General features: G+C 66.4%; 3 protein-coding genes. 2 read left to right on the forward strand and 1 reads right to left on the reverse strand.

Translation table 11 applies throughout. The features are described 5' to 3' along the window. Positions 1 to 451: 451 nt before the first annotated feature. A complete protein-coding gene (locus IT182_17205; GenBank protein MCC6165087.1) occupies positions 452 to 685 on the reverse strand; it encodes a hypothetical protein in 234 nt (77 codons plus the stop codon). Between the two features lie 90 nt (positions 686 to 775). Between IT182_17205 and purB the strand changes: the two genes are divergently transcribed. Together purB and IT182_17215 are read left to right on the forward strand one after the other, a co-directional pair. After that, positions 776 to 2146 carry an adenylosuccinate lyase gene (gene purB, locus IT182_17210; protein MCC6165088.1) on the forward strand — a complete coding sequence of 457 codons (1371 nt, stop codon included), beginning with the start codon at positions 776 to 778 and terminating at the stop codon, positions 2144 to 2146. 77 nt (positions 2147 to 2223) lie between these two features. Next, positions 2224 to 2505: co-chaperone YbbN (locus tag IT182_17215; protein ID MCC6165089.1), on the forward strand; the 282-nt coding region annotated here is incomplete at its 3' end.

Consider the following 2505-nt stretch of genomic DNA (forward strand, 5'->3'; position numbering starts at 1 on the left):
CGAAGAACACGACGATTGCCGTCGCCATGACGGCAATCGACCAGCGCGTGACGCGGGATCGCCACCGCTCGAGCGATTCCGCGGAGGAAGCGTGCCCCGGATCGGCGGGTGATGGAGGTGAGTCGGGCATCTTCGATCGATCCCCTTGAACGGAGCCCGATGATGCCTCGGAACGAATGACGCGGCGAGTGCGACGCGATCACTCGTGTCGCGGTCACGGCGCTTCGCGGGATACAGCTGCTCGACTCGTCGGACGAGTTCCCGACCGAAGCGCCTGGAGCAGCAGACCAGCCCGCGTTGCAGCGCTCTCGGAGATGAAGGATCTCGGCCGGATTGACGCCCCTGGCGGGCCGAACCCGGATGGAGGACCAGGGAGGAACGTGATTCGGCGCGAGCCCTCCGAGCCGATTCGAGGGACGTCGACGCAGCAGCGTCGACGTCGAATGTTCGACTACAGACCGACGACCTGCCGATCGACCGGGCGCTCGAGCACCGGCGCGTTGGTCGGACGAGCGAAATAGCCCGTGCGGAAACCTTTGGCGTAGTCGTCGATCCCCACGCGGAGATAGGCCGTCAGCGCATCGTTACGCTGCCGCGACGCCTGCCCTTCCGTGAACCCGTTGGCAAAAGCGGCACTCCAGCCATTGTCCTGCGCATTCTGCTTGAGCTTGCCGATCGTTCCCATCGCTACCTCCGTTCGCTGCTTGCGAGGAAATTAGCAACGGCCGTGCCACTCGGGGTGCGTGATAGAATTCGCGAAAACTTAGTGAACGTCATGAATTTCCAGCCTCTTCTTGCTCTCTCGCCGCTCGACGGACGCTATCACTCTAAGACCGAGCCGTTGCGGGCGTATTTCACGGAGCTTGCGTTAATTCGTTTACGCCTGCTCGTGGAAGTCGAGTGGCTCAAGGCGCTCGCCTCCGACCGCACCATCGCCGAACTCCCGGCCTTCTCGCCGTCGACGATCGGCGCTCTCGACCGCATCGTCGCGGACTTCTGCCTCGCCGACGGCGAGCGCGTGAAGGCCATCGAGGCCGAGACCAATCACGACGTCAAGGCGATCGAGTATTTCCTGCGCGAGAAGCTCGCCGGCGATGCCGCGTTCGCGGCGGCATCCCAGTTCATCCACTTCGCCTGCACCTCCGAGGACATCAACAATCTCTGCCACGCGCTGATGCTGGCCGGGACGCGCGACCAGGTGCTGCTCCCGGCCCTGGACACGCTCATCGGCCGCCTGCGCGCGCTTGCCCACGCGCTTGCCGACGCCGCGATGCTCGCCCGCACGCACGGCCAACCCGCCTCGCCCACCACGATGGGCAAGGAGATCGCAAACGTCGTCCATCGCCTGCAGCGCGCCCGCGGCAGACTCGCCGCGGTGGAGATCACTGGCAAGATCAACGGCGCGGTGGGGAACTACAACGCGCACGTGGTCGCGTACCCGCAGATCGACTGGGAAGGGTTCGCGCGCAGGTTCGTCGAATCGCTCGGGCTGGTGTTCAACCCGTACACCATCCAGATCGAGCCGCACGATGCGATCGCCGAGCTGCTCGACGCCTGCGCCCACGTCAACACGATCCTGATCGACCTCGACCGGGACATCTGGGGCTACGTGTCGCTCGGCTACTTCCGCCAGCGGACCAAGGCCGGCGAGGTCGGCTCCTCCACCATGCCGCACAAGGTGAACCCGATCGACTTCGAGAACTCGGAGGGCAATCTCGGCATCGCGAACGCGCTCATGCGTCATCTCGCCGACAAGCTTCCGATCTCGCGCTGGCAGCGTGACCTCACCGACTCCACCGTGCTGCGCAACCTCGGCGTCGTCTTCGGCCACACCCTGCTCGCCTGGGACGCCTGCCTGCGCGGGCTCGGCAAGCTCGCGCTCGATCCCGCCCGGCTCGCCCAGGACCTGGACGAAAGCTGGGAGGTGCTCGCCGAGCCCATTCAGACGGTCATGCGGCGGCACGGCATTGCCGATGCCTACGAGCAGCTCAAGACACTCACCCGCGGCCAGGCCGGGATGGATCGCGCCACCCTGCACGCGTTCATCGCCGGTCTCGCCATTCCCGAGGCGGATCGCGCCCGTCTGCTCGCCCTCACGCCGGCCACGTACATCGGCCGCGCCGCGGACCTCGCCCGCCGGATCTGAAGCCGGCCCGAGCATCCTGGCAGAACCACCCGGCTGCCGTCGTCCGATCCGGGTCAAGCGATCGGTGGAGCCCGCAGATGACCACGCATGCGATCGACGTCGACGCGTCCAACTTCGAACAGGTCGTGATCGAAGGCTCCCGCCGTGTGCCGATCGTCATCGACTTCTGGGCACCGTGGTGCGGGCCCTGCCGCGCGCTCGCGCCCATACTGGAGAAGCTCGCGGCGGAGCACGCCGGGCGATTCGTCCTTGCGAAGATCAACTCGGACGAGAACCCCGAGCTCGCGGCACGGTTCGGCGTTCGCGGCATTCCCGCCGTGAAGGCCGTCGTCGACGGCGCCATCGTCGGCGAGTTCGTC

Source organism: Acidobacteriota bacterium, from assembly GCA_020845575.1.
Classification (GTDB): domain Bacteria; phylum Acidobacteriota; class Vicinamibacteria; order Vicinamibacterales; family Vicinamibacteraceae; genus Luteitalea.